Source organism: Robertmurraya massiliosenegalensis JC6 (assembly GCF_000311725.1).
Taxonomy (GTDB): domain Bacteria; phylum Bacillota; class Bacilli; order Bacillales; family Cytobacillaceae; genus Robertmurraya; species Robertmurraya massiliosenegalensis.
Map to the genome: position 1 here is coordinate 137,893 of NZ_HE978512.1, position 22,814 is coordinate 160,706.

A 22,814-nucleotide genomic window follows, 5' to 3' on the forward strand; every position below is an offset into this window, starting at 1 on the left:
TACTGGACTCCGAGACCGTGGCGTTAAAACAGCCAATTTCCATGTATTACGAGCGACGAAGATGACCGCCATATTGGTAGAGTGTGGTTTCATGACAAACAAAGCGGATCTCAAGCTCCTTCGTTCAAATGTGTACCGAAAAACATGTGCAGAGGCCATTGTTAAAGGGCTACGGGAACAATTTGGACTTAACTTGAAAGCTAGTGCCACTCCTGTTCCTAGTCAAACAGCGGCACAGTATAAAGTAGTAGCTGGTCCTTTTCAGGAGAAAGCAACAGCTGACAAATTATTGACTAAGCTAAAGGAGGAAGGTTTTCCAGTAAGCATCGTTTCGGAAAGGTAATCGTTAAGAGGCTGGGGTGCTATCTAAAATGGCCCTTATATAAAGGAAGAGGAGAAAATAGGGTTGTTTTTCTTCTCTTCTTTTTTCACTTTGCATCATGGATTTTGAAGCCTTGTGCTAACAGGAGAGTTTCCTGTTAAATGAAATATAGAGCTAGTTGTGGCGGAGATAAGGGAAGTTTTTCCGCCTATCGTGTTCAAAAACACATGTTTTTACGATTTTTGAACCGATAAGGGGAAGTTTTTCCGCCTATATAAGCTACTTTTCATCAGATTTGCTCATGAAGCGGAAATTCTCCTTCTATTTTCCCCGTCCCGTTTCCCACTCCCCATTCTTGTTCATGAATGATTCTAGTTTCGCATCGTTTGTATGTTAAAATGAGGATGAAATTTTCCGATGAGGAGACGAGTGTCATGATTTTAGTCAGTTCTTGCTTGGCTGGATTGAACGTTAGGTACAATGGAACACATTGCTTAGATGAGCGTATTCGTGATTTAGTTGCTAAAAAGGAGGCAATGACCGTCTGCCCTGAAGTGCTTGGCGGTTTGTCTACCCCACGGGAACCTGCAGAAATTATCGGTGGCAGCGGAGAAGATGTACTGGATGGAAAAGCAAAAATAGTTTCCTGCTCTGGTATCGACGTCACCGAGCAATTTATTAAAGGTGCGTATTTGGCTTTGGAAAAAGCTCAGCAGTTAGGAGCAACTATGATTGTTCTAAAAGAAAATAGCCCTTCATGTGGAAGCACCCACATTTATGATGGTACATTTAGTGGAAAGATAGTAGCTGGAACTGGTGTAACTGCTGCCCTGCTGAAGAGGAATGGCTTAGAGGTCATCTCTGAGTCAGAGTTTATTGAGCGAGGGCTTTAGATTAAAGATTTCGATGGAGATAGCAAGTGGGCGCACAGATGGCGCATGAGACCACTTGCATTTCGCAGGCATCATCAAAAACAGCGCATCCCCGATAATAAAGGTGCGCTGTTTTCCCTATAATTTAACTATCTTCTTTTATCCTTCTTATCATAAATAACATTTTGAATGACAAGGTTGACGATCGACATGATTGCTGAAATGAGAATGGCCATTCCTAATCCGTTGATTTGAAATGCCTCACCAATGAGTGCATCTGTCAAAAGGAGAGTTACCCCATTTATCACAAACAAAAACAATCCGAGGGTAAAGACTGTAATTGGCAAGGTAAGAATAATTAAAATCGGCTTCACTAAAATATTGAGGATCGCTAGCACAAAACTAGCTCCAACTGCCGCTCCAAATCCTTCAATATAAAGAGAATTCTCAAAATATCCTGCCATTGCAATAAATAGGACCGCATTAATTAAAATTCCAATAATCCATCTCATATTCAACATCCTTTAAATACGATTTACTACTTCACCCGTTTAATTGTTACAGAACCAGTTTTCGTATCTGCATCCACTCTTGTGACATGATCACTTGGAGAACTTGGTTCAAAACGAATTTGTTTTTGGACAACTTCACTTTTATCTTCAATAATGTGAATTCCGGTATAATCTACATTGAAATTCCCTAGATTGGTTTTCAATTCACCTGCGATAGCTGCTGTTTCTGGGAGATACAACTTAATTCCACCTGTTGTCACTTTCGCTTCAATTCGCTCACAGCTAGCATCAATAACATTACAATTAATATTTCCATTAAAAGACTGTAGCTCTATTCTCTTGAAACCACCGTCTACTTTAATCGCCCCATTAATCGTTTCTGCTTCTAGATCATCTATTTTACCATTACGAACTTCAATTTGCCCGTTTGCTGTTTCCGCATCCACGTATTTGCTTGTTAAGTTAGACATATTGATTTTTCCATTCGCTGTTTTTACATTATACTTCTCTACTTGTAAGTTTTCACTTTCAATCGAGCCATTAAACATTCTCACTTTTATATTTTCATATTGCGCTTGTGGAATGAAGAGGGTAGCATGGATTTTCATCCACTTTTGTTGTGACGCAAATCGAAGCTTTTGTCCTTCAATCGCAAAAATCACATCTTTTAAAAACGTGTTTCGCGCCTCATCTTGAGAATCAACTCGATACACTTTTGCCTCACACTCGACACGAACATCTTGCTGCTCCCAAGGTACAATCTTTACAGAACCGTTCGCTAAGTCCACGTCCACCTCTCTTAAATATACATCCCCTTGTTGGAAAATATGAGAGATATCAACGGAGCTTCCGAAATTTAAGTCCAAATCAAAATCCTTAATTTTTTGAATCGCTGTATCAACAAATTCAAAAATTTTATCCTTTGTCGAATGATGTTTTTGATTGGAAAAAGATTCCTCCTTCTTCGCCTCTTCAAACTTCACAGATGTTGACAGTTCACACAACAATTCATCTTTGCTTTTCTTTTGGCTTTCTGCAGCATCAAGCCCTTCCAATAATACCAAAGCTTCATTAACGGTTAACTTTCCCTCTTGCACCATGTTCAATATTCGTTTTCGCTCTTCTTGCATCGTGAAATCCTCCTCATATCTAACTAAATCTTTCATATCCTTTACAAAAATTCGTATTAGAATGACAAATAACCCTTTCCTATTTGTACGTTAAGACCAAGTTGAAGGTTTCATTTTCCATTACGTAAAAATAAAAATCCCTGCAAGCCGATTCCTGCAGGGACTCCTAATCGTTATAAATACTCTAAAATAACATTGCTATTTCGCTTATTAAACACATACTGACTAATCGGGCGACCAATTGTTCCATACGATACTCGTGTTTCTAAAACACCGATTTCTTCGAGAAAGTTTAAATATTTGCGGATCGACACCCTCGAAATGCCTGTGCTCTTTGCAATATCAGCTGTTGAAAATTCATTTTCGCCAATCTTTTGCAATTCGTCCCACACTAAATTCAGAGTGTGCTTCGTCAACCCCTTTGGAAGCTGATGTGAAGTTGACATTCTCTCCTTTTGTAACAACCGATCATCCAGTTCCTGCTGATTAATTCGATGAGGATGATACTCTAAGAATTCCAGCTTTTGCTGATAAGAAATAAGGGCCTCTTTTAATCTAGCAAAAGTAAAAGGTTTAATTAAGTAATCAATCGTGCCAAATCTCAATGCATTTTGAATCGTATCAATATCAGAAGCTGCTGTAATCAAAATGACGTCGATACTTAACTCTAACTCTCGAACATAAGGTAATAGGGTCAGTCCATTGTCTCCAGGCATATATACATCTAGTAAGATGAGATCGATATCGGTTGTCTTGAGGATTTCTTTTGCATCCTTTACCGAATGGGCAATTGCAATTGCTTCAAATCCATCTATGCTTTCCACATAGCGCTTATTCAGTTCTGCCACCATTGGATCATCTTCAACGATCAATACTTGAATCATCGGTTTCACCTTCGCTTTGACAAGATATTTTTATGGTAAATATCGTACCCTCTTTGCTCGAACTAGATAGCTGTATTCTCCCCTTTAACCTTTCTACGGTCTGTTTCAATAAGAATAGTCCATAGCCTCGATTTTCTCCCTTTGTTGAGAATCCTTTTTCAAAAAGTATGGTTTGATGTTCTTCTGCTATTCCATTTCCGAAATCTTTCATTTCTATGATTAAGTCCTTATTAAGGAATTCTAATTTGAGAGCCACTTCCCTATTTTCGCTCTTCTGGGCAGCATCAATAGCATTATCAATTAAGTTCCCGATGATCGTGATTAAGTCATGAGAAAACTTTGGGTCACTCCATTGTGGAAAGGCATGATTAATGGTCAACTTAAACTGAATTCCTACTTCTCTTGCATGGCTTAATTTCCCGAGTAGAAAACCAACTAGTGCAGGATCCTTTAGTTTTTTTGTAATACTGCTTATATCGTTTTGAGTATCTTCTACTGTTTTTTCAATGAATTTTTCTAACTCTCGATATTCTTCTAGGTGAATCATCCCAAGGATACAATGAAGCTGATTCATGTATTCGTGTGATTGAGCTCTTAAAGCATCTGCATATAATTGCACCCCTGTCAGTTTCTCAGCAAGATGCTTTATTTCACTTTTGTCCCTCCACGTATTGACGGCCCCGACAATCTCACCATGTACGAAAATGGGAACTGTATTGCTCATAATCTCTTTTCCATTAACTACCTGTTCTTGATCTAGATAAGGCTTACCCGTTTTAAGTGCCAAATTTAGCTTCGAATGTATTGCTAAAGAATCTATTTTTTTGCCAATTAGCTCTTGATTCAGACACGATTTTCCAAGTAATTTCATAGCAGATTTATTCACCAAAGTGATATATCCATCCTTGTCCACAGCGATAATGCCCTCATGCACAGATTCAATAAGAGCTTGCCTTTCATTAAAGATCATGGCAATTTCAGGTGGTTCTAAGCCAAATAACACTCTTTTTATTAAAAAGGATAAGAAGATGGCACAGATTGCTCCGAAAATGACGCCAATCCCTATTCCCATAAATATATTTTTACGTAACATGCTTAACACTAATTCAATTCGGTCAAGCGTAATCCCAACTGAAACAGCCCCAATTTGCTTGTTATTTTCATTAAAAATAGGTGTAAAGGCCCTCAATGATTTCCCAAGTGTACCTTCAGATACGGAAGCATATTCTTTCCCTTTGAGGACATCCTTCTCGTCTCCACCGACGAATTTCTCTCCGATTTTATTCGGATCTGGATGAGATTTTCTTATGCCATTCATATCCATCACTACGATAAATTCAACAGAAGTGGATGTCTGAATTTTTTTAGTTAGCTCTTGAATGGATGCTTCATTTTCTTTATCATTTAAGGCATTTATTATGCTAGGAGTTAGCGCTACCGTTCTAGAGATGTTGAATGCCTTCTCTTTTTGACTGGCCACAATTCGCTCTGATACAGTGCGGTTAATAAAATATCCAGTGATCAAAATAGAGATAGTGACGACAACACTCACAAGAAGAATGACCATATATTTTAGCTTTATTTTTTTCATTTTTCTGGGGGCACCTTCTTTATTCTTGCTATAGTGAATTTCTAGCAATAGAATAACATAATGTTTAGAACAAAAATGAAAGCATATAAGTGCAATTACTGAACATTATCCTTATTTCCCCCAAAAAATAGAAATGGCCTCAGACCAGATAATCTGAAGCCACTATTTCAAAAATTTTTCCTTTGAAATCCTTCACATTCTGTCTACTTTTCTCATTTTTTAACTGGCAATATTCGTTGATTTATTGACTAGTTTCTCTCCACTAAACACTAGCATTTCTTGATGACCACACTTACTACATGTTAAAACTGGTACTCTTAGGTCGTAATCATCATCTGCTCCATGGAAAAGATCTGTCCTACTACTTTTGAGTAATTCGGCTTTACAACAAGATGATTTCAACATTTTCGCCTCCTATCTTTTGTGAATTATCAATTAATTTAGTTATAAGCTATCATTATTTCTTTATATAATTTAATTATAAGTGAAATACTTCACAAACTTTAATTTAAAAAAAGACAATTATAGTAATCTTTCAAATTTCTTACAATAACTGCATTTATTTCAATACTTTATTCTTCAATTCTTCATGATAGTAATCACTGATAAATTCAATCACCTTTTTACAATCACTTGATAAAACTTTTCCTTTTTTCCAAGCCAAACCTATATTTATATTTATTCGTTCTTTTAGTGGAACAGCGATTAGTTCATGATGTTCTCTCACAAAAACATTCATTAATAATGATAAGCCTAAGCCTTTTGCAACCATCGCCTTGACCGTTTCTACTTTATCTGAAGTAAAAATGATATTGGGCTCCACTTTAGAAGAAAAGCATCTATTCAAGAAAATATTATGGTGAACATATTCCTCTGTTAAAATGATGAATTTTTCATTGATCAATTCGCTGTACTGAAGACTCTTTTTTCTTCGAAGAGGATGATTTTTCGGCATACATATAACAAGTTGATCCTGAACCAATGGCATCATTTCTAATTTCTCAGAGTGCTCCGGAAGGATAATGAATCCCATCTCCAGTTCATCTTTCTCAATCAGATTTCTAATGGCCACTGAGCCTTTTTCTATCACATCAAATTCTATAAGCGGATGATTTCTTTTAAATTCCTTATATATGTTTGGGAACATTTGCGCTCCAATCATTGGTGGAAGACCAATTTTGACAACGCGATTATCTGAATCAGTTATTTCATTTTTTATATCATCAATGTTAGAAAGTATATCAATAATTCGAGTTAAGAATATATCACCTTTAGGAGTAAGTGCTACACTTTTTGTCGTTCTCTCTAATAACTTCACCCCCAATTCATGCTCTAATTTATGAACAGAATTCGAAATGGACGGCTGCGATACATGCAATGATTCTGCAGCATGTGTAAAACTTTTTAGTCTACCAACTTCAACAAAGTACTCTAATTGTCTTAACTCCATTGCCAAGCCTCCTATCCGTTAACTAACTATAATTATATTTTTCTTTGCTCTAGCAAATTAGATAAGAAACTTTTGATACTATTATGTAATTAATGTAAGTAAAATCCTGTAACAAAATGTTCAATTGCGGCTTGACAATGCTGGCACAGAAGTATAACAGTAACACTGGATATTTATGGTATTATTAATATAATCGAAATGACAAAGAGGAGGATAAGGATGAAAAAGGTTGCCTTTATACTGATCTTTATTTCACTTTTTTTAGGTGGTTGCAGGATCGATTCCATGGCCATAAAAGCAAATACGGTGGAAGAAGCGATGGAAAATCTACAAAAAGAAGAACAAAATAGAGACTTTAAGCTCTATGGAATTTTAAATGCAGGTGATGATTTGGCCTTTGTTGCTTTTAAAGGTCTTATGAATGATCAAGATTTTTGGGTAGCTGAGGTGACGAAGAAAAACCAATACTGGGCTGTAACCAATTGCTATTTAATAATGGATTCTGGAATACCAAATGAAGTTTATCGTTTTGAAAACGTTGATTTAGGCTATGAATTAGGATTCACTCGGGGAGAGATGGCAGATGACAATGCTCGCTTCTTTGAATTCGAAGAAGAAGTTGAATGGAAGATTTGGTACAAGCATTTATAAAAAAAGCCAGGCCACATGACCTGACTTTACTCGACGATTCCTTTTTCTCTAAGAAGGGTATAGGCTTCGTCTTCTTTCTCTTCTTTAATTTGATATTCGAGATTACCTTCGACGAATTTAGCACATCTTCCACCGAATGGCTTTAACATGGCTTTAATTTCTTTAATGTCTGTCTCTTCCTTCACTGGATAATTCACTTTCATCCTTATCACCTCCTTGTCTTAATATAGTAAACTAGACAAATTTATACAGTGATAAAGATTACATTTTTTACTATTTTGAGTGCTAGCTTTTTGCTAGTTTTAAGCTATTAATGTGCTATCTGATTGCTATCACATTATCAGAATATCGACAAAAGAAAGGCATCGAGATTCGAATCTGCATGTCTGAGTTGAGCAAGAGGTAATTTGGTCTCATGAAGGACTCATGCGACCTAATTATGGTGACTACTCGAGAAAGATATGGCTCATGATATATGCTTATGCAAAAAAAATAAAAAGACTGTAGACAAACTCGAAAATTTTCGAGTTATCTACAGTCCGAATTCCGCTAACTTTGGGAGTTAATTTACGACACTTTCTTCTTTTTCTTGAATCAAATCTTTCATTCTTTGACGATCGCGCTCAAGAATCGGTTTTAAGTACTTTCCAGTATGAGATGCAGGAGTTGCCGCTATCTTCTCTGGTGTTCCCGTCGCAACAATTGTGCCTCCCTTGTCCCCACCTTCAGGCCCTAAATCAACAAGATAATCAGCTGCCTTAATGACATCTAAATTATGCTCAATGACCAGAACGGTATCGCCATTTTCAACAAGACGTTGTAAAACAACTAATAGTCTTGATATATCATCAACATGAAGTCCTGTCGTCGGCTCATCAAGAATATAGAGAGAGCGCCCCGTTGAACGACGATGAAGTTCAGATGCCAGCTTGACCCGCTGCGCCTCTCCACCTGATAACGTCGTAGCCGGTTGCCCAAGCTTAATATATCCTAATCCGACATCATATATCGTTTGCATTTTTCGTTGAATCTTAGGGATATTTTCGAAAAATTCGAGTGAGTCCTCGACCGTCATTTCTAAAATATCGGAAATACTTTTCCCTTTGTATTTCACTTCTAACGTTTCCCGATTATAACGTTTCCCATGACATACTTCGCATGGTACGTATACATCTGGAAGGAAGTGCATCTCAATTTTAATAATTCCGTCGCCACGACATGCTTCACAGCGACCACCTTTTACGTTAAAACTAAAACGTCCCTTTTTATACCCGCGAACCTTTGCTTCATTTGTCGCTGCAAACAGATCACGAATATCGTCAAACACACCAGTATAAGTGGCAGGATTGGAACGAGGAGTTCGGCCAATTGGCGATTGATCGATGTCGATTACCTTATCTAAATGCTCTATTCCCTTAATCTCTTTATGCTGTCCTGGTCTTGTTTTCGCTCGATTCAGCTTTTGAGCTAACGCTTTGTGTAAAATTTCATTAACAAGCGTACTTTTTCCTGAACCAGAAACACCTGTAACCGCAACAAACATGCCGAGAGGGAATTTAACACTTACATTCTTGAGATTATTTTCCTTCGCTCCCTTAATTTCAAGGAAACGTCCATCATCCTTTTTCCGTTCAATCGGAAGTGGGATGAATTTTTTCCCTGATAAATATTGACCGGTAAGAGAATTCGGATCGTCCATCACTTCTTTTGGCGTTCCGGCAGAGACAACCTCTCCGCCATGGACCCCCGCACCTGGACCAATATCAATTAAATAATCAGCAGCAAGCATCGTATCTTCATCATGTTCAACGACGATGAGCGTATTGCCAATATCACGCATATTTTTAAGTGTGCCAATGAGACGATCATTATCTCGTTGATGTAACCCAATCGATGGTTCATCTAGTATGTAGAGAACACCTGTCAAACGGGAACCAATTTGCGTCGCCAATCGGATCCGCTGCGCTTCCCCACCTGATAATGTTCCAGCTGCTCGATCGAGGGTCAAATAATCGAGACCAACATTGACGAGAAAACCAAGTCTTTCCCGAATTTCACGAAAAATCGCATTGGCAATCTGCTTTTCTTTTTCAGTAAGGGTAATGCTATCCATTTTATCAAATGCTTCTCTGATCGAAAGAGATGTGACATAAGCGATGTTTTCTCCATCAATAAGAACGGCTAAACTTTCTTTCTTCAGTCTCTTACCCTTACAAGTCGGACAAGGCTGTTCCGCCATATATTTTTCCATCTGCTCTCGAATATAATCAGAGCTTGTCTCTTTATAACGACGTTCTACATTGCCGATCACACCTTCGAATTGAATGTAATTCTCCCGGATTTGTCCGAAATCATTTTCATAACGGAAATAGATTTTATCCGTTTCGGATCCGTATAGGATTTTTTCGATCTCATGATCTGGTAGGTCCTTTACAGGTGTGTTCATATCAATTCCGTAATGATTACAAACGGCCTCAAGCAATTGCGGATAATATTGTGAACTGACCGGTTCCCATGGAGCAATCGCCCCTTGCTTTAACGTGAGATCCCAATTGGGAATGATCAATTCTTTATCAACCTCAAGCTTCGAACCTAATCCGTCACAATCAGGACAAGCTCCAAAAGGACTGTTAAACGAAAACATTCTCGGCTCTAGTTCACCGATCGAAAATCCACAGTGAGGACAAGCATGATGTTCACTGAATAATAATTCCTCTTCCCCGATGACATCAATGAGTACCTTCCCATCACCAAGTTTCAAAGCTGATTCCAATGAGTCAGCTAAACGAGAACTTACGCCTTCTTTGACGACGATTCGGTCAATGACCACTTCGATGGAATGTTTTTTATTTTTATCAAGGGTAATTTCTTCGCCTAAATCGTACATTTCACCATCAATACGAACACGGACATAGCCCTGTTTTTTAATGTCCTCTAATACTTTTACATGACTGCCTTTACGTCCAGAAATAACTGGGGCAAGAACTTGCAACTTTGTGCGCTCCGGGTATTCCATCACGCGATCGACCATTTGCTCAATCGTTTGGGACGTAATTTCAATTCCATGGATTGGACATGTTGGTCTCCCAACCCTTGCAAATAATAGTCGCAAATAATCGTAGATTTCAGTTACCGTTCCAACGGTTGAACGAGGATTTCGACTCGTTGTTTTTTGATCGATCGATATCGCCGGCGATAAACCTTCAATTGTATCTACATCTGGCTTATCCATTTGTCCTAAAAATTGTCGTGCATAGGCAGACAATGATTCAACATAACGGCGTTGTCCTTCCGCATAAATCGTGTCAAAAGCGAGAGAGGACTTCCCTGAACCAGAAAGTCCTGTCAGTACAACAAGCTTGTCTCTCGGGATGGTCACATCAATGTTTTTTAAATTATGGGCCCGAGCTCCTTTTACAACTAATTTCTCCATTGCCATCGTTTCGTTATCCCTCCGCCTTCAACTCTAAAATTAAATCACGCAACTCAGCTGCTCTTTCGAAATTGAGCGCTTTTGCCGCTTCCTTCATTTCCTTTTCCATATCTTCAAGCACTTTTTCTCGTTCTTTCTTTGTCAAAGAACCAAGTTTTTTTGCTGGTGTGTTGTAATCTTCTGTTTCCTCAGCAGCAATCGTCGCTCTGATCGCTTCTCGAATATCCTTTTTGATCGTCGTTGGCGTAATGCCATGCTTTCGATTGTATTCTTCTTGAATTGCACGACGACGCTTCGTTTCACTAATTGCTAACTCCATTGAATTCGTCATCCGATCTGCATACATGATGACATGTCCATTGGCATTACGAGCAGCCCGTCCCATCGTCTGGATAAGAGAACGCTCCGAACGAAGAAAGCCTTCTTTATCTGCATCCAATATCGCAACAAGGGAAACCTCTGGAATATCTAAACCTTCACGGAGAAGGTTTATCCCGACTAAAACATCGTATTTTCCAAGACGAAGCTCGCGAATGATCTCAATCCGTTCAAGTGTCTTTACCTCAGAGTGCAGGTAATTTACTTTTATACCAATTTCTTTTAGATAATCGGTTAAATCCTCAGACATTTTCTTGGTTAATGTCGTGATAAGAACACGTTCATTTCGTTTAATGCGTTCCTGAATTTCGCCGATTAAATCATCAATTTGTCCTTCAATTGGTCTCACATCAATCGTTGGATCAAGAAGCCCTGTTGGTCGAATAATTTGTTCCACCATTTCAGGAGTATGTTCAATTTCATATGGACCCGGTGTAGCAGAAACATATACAGCTTGAGAAATATGCTTTTCAAATTCTTCAAACCGTAAAGGACGGTTGTCAAGTGCTGAAGGCAGACGAAATCCATGATCTACGAGCACCTGTTTCCGAGCCTGGTCCCCATTAAACATTCCACGCACCTGTGGCAACGTAACATGTGACTCATCTATGACCATAAGAAAGTCCTCTGGAAAATAGTCAAGCAATGTATACGGTGTTGAACCGGACGGTCTTAATGTCAAATGTCTTGAATAGTTTTCAATTCCGGAACAAAAACCCATTTCTCGCATCATTTCGAGATCATAGCGGGTTCTTTGTTCGAGGCGCTGGGCTTCAAGAAGCCTGTTGTTATCGCGCAAATCCTTTAAGCGTTCTTCTAGTTCTTTTTCAATATTCTCAATCGCCACTCTCATTTTTTCCTCACGGGTTACGAAGTGGGATGCTGGGAAAATCGCAACATGTTCTCTTTCTCCCATAATTTCACCGGTTAATGCATCGACTTCACGAATGCGATCAATTTCATCACCGAAAAATTCCACACGTAAGCAATGCTCATCCTTTGATGCTGGGAATATTTCGACAACGTCGCCTCTTACTCGGAAGGTACCACGTTGGAAGTTAATATCATTTCGTTCATATTGAATGTCAACTAAGCGACGGAGCAGCTGATTCCGCTCTATCTCCATCCCTGTTCTTAACGAAAGAACCATTTCCCGATATTCCTCAGGCGAACCTAATCCATATATACATGACACACTGGCAATAATAATGACATCTTTCCGCTCAAATAACGATGAGGTTGCTGAGTGACGTAGCTTATCGATTTCATCATTGATGCTTGAATCCTTCTCAATAAATGTATCAGTGGAAGGAACGTATGCCTCGGGCTGAAAATAGTCATAATAGCTGACAAAGTACTCAACGGCATTATCAGGAAAAAAGTCTTTAAACTCACTATAAAGTTGTCCTGCCAGCGTTTTGTTATGAGCAATCACAAGGGTCGGTTTATTGATCTCCTTAATCACATTGGAAATCGTAAATGTTTTCCCCGTTCCTGTCGCTCCAAGCAAGGTTTGATGCTTTTTCCCCTCTTTTATTCCCTCAACAAGTTTTCGTATTGCCTCCGGTTGATCCCCTTGAGGTGAATATTTTGAAACCAATTCAAACTGATCCTTCACACTAAAGCCTCCCTCTCCACTCATTCCGAAAAACTCATATTCCCATTCTACCACAAACATCCAGAAACTAACCAACAATATGCGAACGGATATTCGTTTTTTTTATAAGTTTGGCTCAGTTTTGGTGGGGAAGCTGCGTTTTTCATGAATTGGGTTGTACTGATGGTGGTGATTGTCGAGGATATAGGCATCATTGCGGGGGTTTTGCGCTTGATTGCGGGTGTTTTGACGATAATTGCGGGGGTTTGGGGATTTATTGCGGGTAAATCGGTAATCATTGCGGGTGTTTGACGGTTTATTGCGGATTTGGTCTGGCCTGTTCACCAAATAAAAAACGACCATAGCGTAATTCCATTGGTCGCTAGCTCAATGTCTTTGTAAGTCTTTACTTCCTCCCCCTCACCAACATTTGATGCGCATACCAAAAACCAGTTGTTAGAGAGAGGGCGTCGATCACGATTAATAGAAAAGAGTTTGTGTAGCCTTTATAGACAGATGCTGCGATTAATGCGACTGTCAAGAGGAGACCTATATAGCGATTGTAGGTTACCCTACTAAATAACACGACAAGAAGTCCTGGTAAAATAAGTGCCATTATCATTTTCGTAAACACTATCTACACCTTCTTCATACTAGATACATAGCTACTAAACTAAGAATAGCCTTTTTCGAATGGATAGACAAGAGAGGATACTCATACAACAAAAAGGCCAGCAGTTCCTCGATTAAAGTTTCTGCTGACCGTATCAAATGCTATCCTTTTAAATAAGTAACTTTATTTTCCTGCAAAATGCTTGAATCTGGAAGTATCGCACTTTCTTTTAGTTGGATGACCATTTTATTTAATAATGGTGCCAGTCGATCCCTCTCTACTTCATTCATTATAAATTCAAAACCGTAATTGTATATATCATTTTCTTCAAGTTTCCACACATTGATGCCAATAAAATTAACTTCAATTCCTAAAATTTGTGTGCTTATCTGAATGACGATATCTTTTTGAACAGGTAAGTTAATAGTTGAAATAAATTTTAATCCTCCAAGACTTAAATCTTCGATGATCGCCTTAGATGAACCTAAGTTCACTTCTTTACTTTTAAATTTAACGATGGTCATGTCAGCTGTTAAGGGAGTACTTAGCCGTATTCGATAAAACTTTCTTTTATTTTCAATCGCTTCAGCTGACGCATTTATTTGTAATGGTTTAATATATTCTTTTTTCAGCAAAGATTTAATTTTTTTCTCCGATACAGAGCGACTATAAATATACCCTTGTATTTGTTGACACTCCTGCTGAAGCAAGAAGTTTAGTTGCTCTTTCGTTTCTACGCCTTCAGCGACTACATTAATATCGATCTCTCGACACAAATAAATTAAACTTTTGACGATCGCATCATTTTCTTTTTTCAATGTAATGCCATCAATGAAAGATTTATCAATTTTTAAAGTGTCCATATTCAAATCCTTCAAATACGACAACGATGAATAGCCTGTCCCAAAATCATCCAGTGCCACTTTGACGCCAAATGCTTTCAGTTCTGAAATGATTTGTTTGGTCGCTTCTGTATTTCTTATAATCGTTTGTTCTGTCAGTTCTAATTCTATTAAGCTTGGATCGATTCCCGCAGCAAAAATCATTTCTTGAACGGTTTGAACAAAATCTGATTTCAATAATCTCTTAGGCGATACGTTGACAGACACAGGAACAACGGGAAGGCCTTGCTTTACCCATCTGCCAAGGGCTTCGCAAACCTCCTGCATCACCCAATCACCTAGTTTAAAAATAAAACCACTGTCTTCTGCCAAAGGAATAAATTCAGATGGTGAAACCACTCCCCACTCTGGATGATTCCAGCGCACAAGAGCCTCTATCCCTTCAATTCTTGAAGTATTAGGGTTCACCTTTGGTTGGTATTCCACATATAGCTCTTTGTGCATCAGTGATTTTCTTAAATCCTTCTCCAAATGATAGGACTTAAAGGACTCTACATTCATGGAAGGCGAGAATAGCTGCCAATCGTTTCTCCCTAATTCTTTTGCATTATATAAGGCAACATTTGCATTGCTTAAAAGGGTCCGAGAATCTTCTCCATCTACTGGATATATACTAATACCAATACTCGTCGTGATAAATAATTCATAGTCATCAATATAAAATGGTTTTTCCATCTCTTTAATAATGACCTTCGCCATCTTGAGGGCGTCTTCTAATCCCTCAATTTTATTAAAAATGATGGCAAATTCATCTCCACCGATACGCGCAATAAATGGCTCTTTACCTATAATCAATTGTAACCGCTCGGTAAAACTCACTAATAATTTATCTCCGATGTCGTATCCTAAGGTTTCATTCACGAATTTAAAACGGTCAATATCTAATTTACAAACGGCTAGTTTTTCATCATGCCCATTTAACTGATAGATAAACTGTTGTAATGTTCTATCGTAATACCTCCGATTTGGGAGATTCGTCTGATGATCATGATTAGATAAGAAGGCAAGAGTCTCTTTTTGCTGAACCATATCTGTAATATCCTTAACAATCCCATCCACACGGATCAATTTTCCGACTTGATTCAAAAAAGGAGTAATTTGCCCTTCCACCCATTTCAATTGTCCATTCTTGTCCGTAATTCGAAATTGGTGTTCTATTTCTTCCCCACGTGCTAAAAGCAAGAAGTTCTTTTCAATCTCTTCTCGATCTTTTATATAGATAGATTCCTTCCAAAGCATTGGATTCACTTTCATTTTTTCTATATCAAGATCGAATATTTCCCCGAATCCTTTTGAACAAAAAACCATTTCATTGGCAATCAGATCATGTGACCAAATGCCAACCTTTAAACGATTTGCCACTGAATTAAAGCGTTCCTCGCTGTCTTCAAGCTTAGTTTCAAGTTCCCTGAATTCCGTAATATCCTGTATTGTTCCGAAAATACGTGCAACTTCTCCTTCTTCATTAAGAATGACATTCGAGTGAACGAAAATGACACGTACTTGACCATCATCTCGAACAATGCGGTGTTCAAAATCGAAATCTCGCTTTTCTTCAAGTGTTTTTTTATAGCTATCACAATAAATCTCTTTATCATCAGGATGTACATATTGTAGAGTTTTCTCCCAATTTATTTCACCATTTTTCTTTTCAATCCCAAAAATCTCGTAGAGTCGATCATTCCAATTCGTCTTATCTGACTTTACGTCATAATCCCAACTTCCTAAATTGGTAAGCTTTTGCGACTCCTCTAATTGCTGTTCCATTCGGGTTATCTTTTTTTCATAGTCTCTTACAGTTGACATATCCTTGCAGACCACAAAAATATAAGTTTCAGAGGGAATAAGTGTTATCTTAATTGGAATCTCTTGACCAGACTTCTTTTCCATCTTCATGTCAAATGTTGTTGTGATTCCTTGGCTCGCCTTATGAAAATAATACCGAATCTTCTCACTTTTCTTTGCTTGAAAAAAAGACTGTTCTAATTGTGCTTTTTCCTTCATTCGATATCCTAGAAGTGTGCTTAACGCTTTGTTTAGAGAGACAATTTCCCCATCAAAATTTACGATAAAAATAGCCTCCGGATTGTCTGTAAAAAGCGAGAAAGACTTACTAGATGTATCGATAATATCTTTTTGAGTATGAGAAAATAAATTGAATAGCCCCATCTTTCATCCTCCTTTTCTCGACTTTTACTTACTATCAACGGACCTGCTAACACTACTTTTCCATAAGCCAACCATTTTTGAGATATTACACCACAATTAGACTAATTATAACATTTTTCGACAGTAGTAATAAAGATGGACAAACCCTTTCGTAAATAGGTAAAAATACCTATTTTTAAAAATCACGTTCACTTTTTAACCTCATTTCAAAATAAGGATAGACAAAAAGGTGTCCCTTGAATGTTTCTCAGGACACCAAAAGCAATCATTGTTTACCCCTTCAAATAAGCACTCATCTTGTCCTGCAAAACACTTGAATCTGGAAGTATTGCGCTTTCTTTTAGTTGGAGGAGCATTTTGTTGAATAGTGGTGCCAGTCGATCCCGTTCCACTTCATTAAGAATGAATTCAAAGCCATATTCGTGAAGGTCATTTTCTTCAAGTTTCCACACATTACATCCAAAAAATTTGACTTCCATGCCAAGGATCTCTGTCGTAATCATGATAACCATGTCTTTTTGAATAGGTAAGTTAATGTTGGATAGATATTTAAGCCCTCCAAGACTTAAATTTTCGATGATCGCTCTTGAAGAACCGAGCTTTACTTCCTTATTCTTAAATTTAACGATCGTCATTTCTGCCGTAAGTGGTGTATCTAAACTAATACGATAGTATTTTCTTCTATTTTTAATCGCCTCAGCTACTGCACTTGTATGCAGAGGTTCAATGTATCCCTTTTTTAATAAGGATTGAAGCTTTTTAGCTGGTACAGGTTTGCTATAAATATAGCCTTGAATTTGTTGACATTCTTGTTGCAGAAGAAAGTTAAGTTGTTCCCTTGTTTCCACTCCCTCAGCAACAATATTGATGCCAATATCCTTCGATAAGTAGATCAAACTTTTAACGATCGCATCATTTGCATTTTTCAATGTCACACCATCAATAAAGGATTTATCAATTTTTAACGTATCAATATCCAAATCCTTTAAATAAGACATTGATGAATAGCCTGTCCCAAAATCATCAAGGGCTATCTTCACACCAAACTGTTTTAATTCGGTAATAGTATGTTTCGTTGCTTCTGTATTCATTATAATCGTTTGCTCTGTTAGCTCTAATTCAATTAGACTAGGTTCGATTTCCGCTGTTTGAATCATTTGCTTAAGTGTCGCCACGAAATCTGCTTTTAACAATTTCTTCGGTGAAACATTAACAGATACCGGGATCAGTGGAAGTCCGTGCTTTTTCCACTTTCCTAAAGTTTCACAAACCTCTCTAGTGACCCAATCTCCCATTTTAAAAATAAATCCCGTTTCCTCTGCTAAATGGATAAATTCATTTGGGGAAACGATTCCCCATTCCGGATGATTCCAACGAACAAGGGCTTCTACACCTTCGATTCTAGATGTCTTAGGATTGACCTTTGGTTGATACTCCACATATAGTTCTTCATTAATAAGGGATTTCTTTAAGTCCTTTGCTAAATGATAGAGCTTAAAGGACTCGACATTCATTGACGTAGAAAATACCTGACAATTATTTCGCCCTGATTCTTTTGCTTTGAATAACGCTGCATCAGCATTTCTTAACAGTGTCCGACAATCTTTCCCGTCCATCGGGTACATACTGATTCCGATGCTTGTCGAGACTAGAAGTTCATATCCATCCAAATAGAATGGCTTTTCTACCTCATCGATGATAGCATTAGCAAGCTCCATCGCATCCTCTAATCGCTTTGTCTCATTTGACAAAATGATAAATTCATCTCCACCAATACGAGCAAGAAACACGTCTGGACCTAAGTAACTTTGCATACGCTCTGAGAAACTGACAAGGAATTTATCTCCAAGTTCGTGCCCAAAGGTATCATTTATTTCTTTGAACCGATCCAGATCTAGATAAAAAACAGAAAATGCATCGTTTTTGCTACTAGAAACTTCAATTAACTCTTGTAGTTTTCTCTCATTGTATCTTCGGTTTGGTAATTTTGTTAAGTAATCATGATCCGCAATAAAGGCTAATGATTCGGTATAATTGGCTTTTTCAGTAACATCTCTAACAATTCCATCTAAACGAACAAGATTTCCTTCGCGATCAAGATGCGGAATAATTTGACCATCAAGCCATTTAATTTGTCCATTGGCGGCAACAATACGAAACTGTTCATTAATCTCTTCTCCAAGTTCTAAGAGGCGTTCATTCCTCTCTAGTCCACCAATATCTCCTTGCCAAATAAATTCTCTCCAAGCTCGTGGATCTTCTTTCAGCACATCTAAACGAATAGCATAAATTTCTCCTAACCCTTTTGAACAAAACGTCATTTCGTCTTTTATCAGATCATGGGACCAAATTCCGACTGACAAGTGGTCAGCAACCGAGCGGAATCGTCCTTCACTTTCCTCTAATTTCAATTCTAACGTACGAACTTCAGTAATATCTTGAACTGTCCCGAAAATGCGTTCAACTTCCCCATCTTCATCCAAAATAACATTCGCTCTTATGAAAGCAACTCGCTCTACACCATCTGCACGGACGATGCGATGCTCGAAATCAAGATCTTCTTTCTTTTCTAAAATGAAGCGGAAATTTTCACGATATTTCTTTTTATCATGTGGATGTACAAAACGTAATACAACGTCACTCGTAACCTCGAATTCTTCATCAGAAATTCCCATAATCTTATAAGATTGTTTGTTCCAATGGATTTTATTTGATTTGACATCACACTGTCAATTCCCAATATTTGTAATCATTTGAGAGTCTTCTAATTGATGGCTGATTCGAGTAATTTTATTTTCATAGCTCTTAACTGCTGTCATATCCTTACATACAGCAAATATAAAGGTCTCAGATGGAACGAGTTCAATCTTAATTGGAAGGGCATGTCCATTTTTTTGCTGTATAGACATCTCAAAAGAAGTAGAAAATCCTTGCGTCGCCTTATGAAAATGATACCGAACTTTATCATGTTCTCTTGATTGAAATAAATATGTCTCAAGTTGATCTTTTTCCTTCATTCGATATCCTAAGAGGGAACTCAAGTTTTTATTTATGGAAACAATTTCACCTTCAAAGTCGAGAATAATGATCGCTTCTGGATTGTCGGTAAAAAGTGAAAAAAAGTCACTAGTTTTTTTCTTTTTATCTTTTTGATTAGGAGATAATAGATTTAATAATCCCATTTTCATTTCCCTTTCGTAAACATAATTTCTAACTTAACTCTCCGAACTTATCTACTCTTTCATCATATAAGAATTTTTCCGTTCTCCATATGCTGTAAATATTGGTAAATTCCATTTTCTTGAAGTCATTACCGACTATTTTCATAATTGGTATGTAAGCATCGATAAAATGAATTGATTAACTCATCGAGTTCCTGGCTACAGCGAATCGTCTCAGAACTATGTAGCCCCTTATCCGCTGCAATACGCACCAATTTTCTTTTATGCTCAGATATTTCTTTAAGAATTTTTTCCCCTTCCTTTACTCGCTCCATGTCCATCCTCCTCTTGAACACTTCCTGTTCTTGTTACCCTTATTTTGGAGAATTTTCACACTTTTAGTAATCCCCTCTAATTCCCAATTCCTCTATTTTCTTTCTTTTAGGACAATGTTCCTATTCCCACCTATTTACGATAGGAAGCCTCTTCGGGAAGGATGTATATATACGTCCCGCTTATGTTAAAAATCAATTTTTTCTCAGTTAAAAGGGTTAAGTATTTTCCCAATTGGGTATCAGTAACCCCATACTTTGCAGAGAGCATATGAGGATCCCATCCCTTTTGAATGTATAAGACAACTAAACTTAACAGTAGTGATTCTTCCATCCTCTCTCCTCCGATCGAGTTTCTTTAACCACTCGTATCTTCATTTTGCAAGAAACACTGGTTTATAACTATCCCCCTAGTCTCCCTATTTCCTCACTAGGAATAGGATCCTAGACGTAAAAAAACTGCTGAGATTATAATCCTCAGCAGTTTTTTATTGGGGCGTGTAGCCCATTTGATACACCTTTGCAATCGCTTGGGAGCGGTCAGTAACTCCAAGCTTTTGCAAAATATTCGTCATATGATTCTTTACAGTATGGTCACTGATAAAAAGAGATTGAGCAATTTCACGATTGTTCAAGCCTTTTAAAACTTGATGCAACACTTCCATCTCCCGATTCGAAAGATTTAATCTTGCCTTCATCTCATCTTTTCCTAATCCTACTTCCACTGGGGTTTCTGCTCCCATTGAAATTTCAATTTCAGCCATATAATTCTTCGATTCCCATTCCTCAAACTGTTGGAAAAGCGGTTCATCGATAAGACGCTGCTTTAATTGAATATCGATCTTCTCACCAACATGATGGAGAACAATAAAAAGGATCTTTGCTAATCTATTTTCAACACTTTTCATCACTTTTGCTTGGAAATAGTGCTCCATGATTTCCATCGTTTCTTTTTCTGAAAGGGAATCTAGTAACACGTCCTGTTCATAGAAAGCAAGTGTACACGCATTCCGTAATGCATTGATTTGTTGAATCGATAAGCCTAGCTCATGGGCAAATGCACCAATGAGCTCTTGGGCTTGTACACTCCGTTCAAATTTTCCTGGTTCCTGTTTTTCCAACATTCTTGATAGAAGATGGACCGTTTTTTCATCCGATTGTTGCACAGATTCCTTTTGTAACAAGTACAGCGAGATTCCGCCAGCGATACCCAAACTTGATAAAAAGGGGATATATGGATTGACTTCATCCTTGCTTCGTACGCCAATGCTAAGCACACCAAATACTTCATTTCGAAATGTAATCGGCATTTCGTAGACGAGACTTCCATTATCCAGTTGGTGAAAACTCCCCTTCGTATCTTCTAGCGGCATGCTGCCAAAATATCTTTTTCCTAAGTCACGACCATATTGATGTAAATGGTCATTTTTCATTCCTCTTGATAAGAATGATAACTTATTCTCCTCTTGCATTTCCTTAAAAAGGACACAAGCAAAGGAGCCAGATAAAATATTCATCCCCATATCAATTAAAATATAGAGGACCCTTTTCATATTATTTACTTTCGTCATCACACTGAATATTTCATTAAATGTAGATAGCTGAAGAAGATGATGATTAAAGCTCTCCCGTAGGCTTTGATGCACCATGAAAACACCGATAAAAGATGCGAGAATGCTAATATCCTCAGCATGAAATGGCCCCTCTGCCTTTTCACTCCCTCCATATAAAAGCCCTTTCGTTTGCTTTCCTATTTTGATCGGGTGGCAAAATAAGCTTTTGGGTGTTAGACCAAAATTATTATATGGGAGCAAACGTGGATCGTCTTGTAAGTGCGTCCAATACATGTACTCGTCTGTTACGAGCGCTTGTCCTAAAAAACCTTCCCCTAAAGCAACCTCGCTTCCTATCACTGAGGCGTGGGTATTGCCAATAAAATGCTGGACCGAGAAATTCTCCTCTTCCTTATAAACAGCGATTCCAACGAAGCTTAGTTCTGGATGTATGTCTTTAAATTGTTGGAGAAGAAGATCTAAATTGAATCGTTCATCGGTAAGATACCCAACAGCCAATTTTGCTTGGGAAATTTTCTTTTGATAAGCTTCCATTTTCAGTTGAGTATGATGGATCGCTTGAATCGATTGAGACAATTGCTGAAAAGCAGCGAGAATGTTTATTTTTTCCTCTTTCGTAACAATTTTTAACAAATCCAAATGTTGAAGAAAGACTTTCCCCTCTGCATGTTCTTGTAAGTAGCGCTTCACAACCTCAACAGTTTCATCCACTAGGATTACACCGCCAATTAAATAATACCTCTCCAGTTCACTTATCCTAACGGGTGAAACGAGCACCTTTAAACCTGGCAAAATATCCACATAAATACTACTTTTTATTTTCGCTAAGTTTGGAATGGCCCTCACTATTTGCATTGAAAATGATTCCTCATACTCCCTTTTCGAGTACGAAGTCTCCGTCTTGGGAGAGCGATTTTCATCGACCATGACAATCATTATATCAAGTAAATGGGCATAGCCATTCTGAAGGCTTTGGATGGTATTTTCTACTCCCATACGACTTCCCTCGGAATTTGGAAGTTATCAGGTTGAACATACCGATAAATGGCCTGATCTCCATCACCAATCTTTTCAAGAATCGAGACACTTACCAAATGCTCTAAAATGAGTACTAGCTCGGTTGATTTTCTTCCTAACCTCGATGCAAGTCCTTCAGCTGTCTCCAACGTGTAAGGATTTTCTTCGAAGAAAAGGGTACACTCCACTTTCAGGGGATTAAAATGTATCATGTCGTTTCCCCCTC

General features: G+C 37.9%; 21 protein-coding genes and 1 pseudogene. 4 read left to right on the forward strand and 18 right to left on the reverse strand.

The features are described from left to right. Both BMSHG_RS25870 and BMSHG_RS06910 read left to right on the forward strand, forming a co-directional pair. The coding region (locus BMSHG_RS25870) for an N-acetylmuramoyl-L-alanine amidase (RefSeq protein WP_034658618.1) at positions 1-343 on the forward strand (343 nt) is incomplete at its 5' end. Between the two features lie 413 nt (positions 344-756). Beyond that, positions 757-1,215 (forward strand): DUF523 domain-containing protein, encoded by a 459-nt coding sequence (locus BMSHG_RS06910; RefSeq protein ID WP_019153705.1) that lies wholly within the window; start codon positions 757-759, stop codon positions 1,213-1,215. 128 nt (positions 1,216-1,343) lie between these two features. Here the strand turns inward: BMSHG_RS06910 and BMSHG_RS06915 are convergent, their stop codons facing one another. The 6 genes from BMSHG_RS06915 to BMSHG_RS06940 form a co-directional block, all read right to left on the reverse strand. Continuing rightward, positions 1,344-1,706 carry a phage holin family protein gene (locus BMSHG_RS06915; RefSeq protein WP_019153706.1) on the reverse strand — a complete coding sequence of 121 codons (363 nt, stop codon included), beginning with the start codon at positions 1,704-1,706 and terminating at the stop codon, positions 1,344-1,346. A gap of 26 nt (positions 1,707-1,732) precedes the next feature. Next, the gene (locus tag BMSHG_RS06920) at positions 1,733-2,836 is read right to left on the reverse strand and encodes a DUF4097 family beta strand repeat-containing protein (protein ID WP_019153707.1); all 1,104 of its coding nucleotides are present in this window, start codon (positions 2,834-2,836) and stop codon (positions 1,733-1,735) included. 173 nt (positions 2,837-3,009) lie between these two features. Beyond that, positions 3,010-3,720 carry a response regulator gene (locus tag BMSHG_RS06925; protein WP_019153708.1) on the reverse strand — a complete coding sequence of 237 codons (711 nt, stop codon included), beginning with the start codon at positions 3,718-3,720 and terminating at the stop codon, positions 3,010-3,012. After that, positions 3,698-5,311, reverse strand: coding sequence for a DcuS/MalK family sensor histidine kinase (dcuS, locus tag BMSHG_RS06930; RefSeq protein ID WP_019153709.1), 1,614 nt, complete (start codon positions 5,309-5,311; stop codon positions 3,698-3,700). Before dcuS ends, BMSHG_RS06925 begins: the two co-directional genes overlap by 23 nt. A gap of 219 nt (positions 5,312-5,530) precedes the next feature. Beyond that, complete coding sequence (locus BMSHG_RS06935; RefSeq protein ID WP_019153710.1) at positions 5,531-5,716, reverse strand: hypothetical protein; 186 nt, start codon at positions 5,714-5,716, stop codon at positions 5,531-5,533. Between the two features lie 154 nt (positions 5,717-5,870). Further along, positions 5,871-6,761 (reverse strand): LysR family transcriptional regulator, encoded by an 891-nt coding sequence (locus BMSHG_RS06940; RefSeq protein WP_019153711.1) that lies wholly within the window; start codon positions 6,759-6,761, stop codon positions 5,871-5,873. Positions 6,762-6,980: 219 nt separating this feature from the next. Here BMSHG_RS06940 and BMSHG_RS06945 point away from each other — a divergent pair, with 219 nt between their 5' ends. Continuing rightward, complete coding sequence (locus BMSHG_RS06945) at positions 6,981-7,412, forward strand: hypothetical protein (RefSeq protein ID WP_019153712.1); 432 nt, start codon at positions 6,981-6,983, stop codon at positions 7,410-7,412. 26 nt (positions 7,413-7,438) lie between these two features. On the opposite strand, the gene BMSHG_RS28665 is transcribed toward BMSHG_RS06945, so the two are convergent. From BMSHG_RS28665 to uvrB, 3 genes are all read right to left on the reverse strand, one after another. Further along, positions 7,439-7,615, reverse strand: a complete 177-nt coding sequence (locus BMSHG_RS28665; protein ID WP_019153713.1) for a hypothetical protein — start codon at positions 7,613-7,615, stop codon at positions 7,439-7,441. Between the two features lie 359 nt (positions 7,616-7,974). Then, entirely contained in the window at positions 7,975-10,851 is a 2,877-nt protein-coding gene (gene uvrA / locus BMSHG_RS06955; protein WP_019153714.1) for an excinuclease ABC subunit UvrA, read from the reverse strand. A 7-nt stretch (positions 10,852-10,858) separates the two neighbouring features. Beyond that, positions 10,859-12,841 (reverse strand): excinuclease ABC subunit UvrB, encoded by a 1,983-nt coding sequence (uvrB, locus tag BMSHG_RS06960; protein WP_026073358.1) that lies wholly within the window; start codon positions 12,839-12,841, stop codon positions 10,859-10,861. 144 nt (positions 12,842-12,985) lie between these two features. Here uvrB and BMSHG_RS28175 point away from each other — a divergent pair, with 144 nt between their 5' ends. Continuing rightward, positions 12,986-13,132, forward strand: a complete 147-nt coding sequence (locus BMSHG_RS28175; RefSeq protein WP_019153716.1) for a hypothetical protein — start codon at positions 12,986-12,988, stop codon at positions 13,130-13,132. Between the two features lie 94 nt (positions 13,133-13,226). Here BMSHG_RS28175 and BMSHG_RS06970 read toward each other — a convergent pair whose 3' ends face one another. The 9 genes and pseudogenes from BMSHG_RS06970 to BMSHG_RS07005 all read right to left on the reverse strand — a co-directional run bounded on the left by BMSHG_RS06970 (position 13,227) and on the right by BMSHG_RS07005 (position 22,800). Then, positions 13,227-13,454: a CsbA family protein gene (locus BMSHG_RS06970; protein ID WP_019153717.1), complete on the reverse strand. Its 228-nt coding sequence runs from the start codon at positions 13,452-13,454 to the stop codon at positions 13,227-13,229. Positions 13,455-13,594: 140 nt separating this feature from the next. Then, positions 13,595-16,504: an EAL domain-containing protein gene (locus BMSHG_RS25875; protein ID WP_019153718.1), complete on the reverse strand. Its 2,910-nt coding sequence runs from the start codon at positions 16,502-16,504 to the stop codon at positions 13,595-13,597. Between the two features lie 272 nt (positions 16,505-16,776). Then, complete coding sequence (locus BMSHG_RS29245; protein WP_262362268.1) at positions 16,777-18,018, reverse strand: EAL domain-containing protein; 1,242 nt, start codon at positions 18,016-18,018, stop codon at positions 16,777-16,779. A gap of 24 nt (positions 18,019-18,042) precedes the next feature. Beyond that, a pseudogene (locus tag BMSHG_RS29250) lies at positions 18,043-19,215 on the reverse strand (diguanylate cyclase domain-containing protein); the annotation flags it as partial. 18 nt (positions 19,216-19,233) lie between these two features. Next, positions 19,234-19,686, reverse strand: coding sequence for a PAS domain-containing protein (locus BMSHG_RS27040; RefSeq protein WP_019153720.1), 453 nt, complete (start codon positions 19,684-19,686; stop codon positions 19,234-19,236). Between the two features lie 128 nt (positions 19,687-19,814). Next, positions 19,815-20,000 (reverse strand): aspartyl-phosphate phosphatase Spo0E family protein, encoded by a 186-nt coding sequence (locus BMSHG_RS06990; RefSeq protein ID WP_019153721.1) that lies wholly within the window; start codon positions 19,998-20,000, stop codon positions 19,815-19,817. A gap of 130 nt (positions 20,001-20,130) precedes the next feature. Beyond that, a complete protein-coding gene (locus tag BMSHG_RS06995; RefSeq protein WP_019153722.1) occupies positions 20,131-20,331 on the reverse strand; it encodes a hypothetical protein in 201 nt (66 codons plus the stop codon). Between the two features lie 154 nt (positions 20,332-20,485). Beyond that, positions 20,486-22,567, reverse strand: a complete 2,082-nt coding sequence (locus tag BMSHG_RS29025) for a LuxR C-terminal-related transcriptional regulator (RefSeq protein ID WP_019153723.1) — start codon at positions 22,565-22,567, stop codon at positions 20,486-20,488. Beyond that, entirely contained in the window at positions 22,558-22,800 is a 243-nt protein-coding gene (locus tag BMSHG_RS07005) for a hypothetical protein (protein ID WP_019153724.1), read from the reverse strand. Before BMSHG_RS07005 ends, BMSHG_RS29025 begins: the two co-directional genes overlap by 10 nt. Between the last annotated feature and the right edge of the window lie 14 nt (positions 22,801-22,814).